We start from the raw sequence: 416 nt of genomic DNA, 5'->3' as shown, positions 1-416 counted from the left end.
GTACCAATCGGCTGATAATATCTGGCGTGATGGTTTCTCATGGGGAAACAAAAAGAAAGACGATCCTGCCAGTATTTATGTACTGATTTTGGGTGAGAGTCATGAAAAAGCACTTTATGAACGTTTGGGTATGCCGTGGGAAGCAGTGAATATGTGTATTCAACTGGCGCTCGACGGAAATGATGGCAAGCCAGTTAAAGGTCCTCTTTACTTCACCGATATGTATCATATTGGTGAGTTTGCTCATAAAAACGAAGAGTGGATGTTTACTGAATCTATTTCAGAAAACCATCGAGAACAAGTTGATGCCATGAGTGAGTTTATAGGTGAAGCTGTAGGTAGTCTCACTAAAGAGAATGAACTATCTAAGAGCAAAAACTATACGATGTACTGCATGAGGTTTAACTTGGAATATG

1 protein-coding gene is annotated in these 416 nt (G+C 39.9%); it reads left to right on the top strand.

The genetic code is table 11. The features are described 5' to 3' along the window. Positions 1 to 416: hypothetical protein (locus tag IQR33_RS33805; RefSeq protein ID WP_228014037.1), on the top strand; the 416-nt coding region annotated here is incomplete at both ends.

It is taken from the genome of Vibrio sp. OPT46 (assembly GCF_015163535.1).
GTDB classification, from domain to species: domain Bacteria; phylum Pseudomonadota; class Gammaproteobacteria; order Enterobacterales; family Vibrionaceae; genus Vibrio; species Vibrio alginolyticus.
Note: the sequence above shows the minus strand (reverse complement) of the source record. Positions and strands in the feature narration are given on the sequence as shown.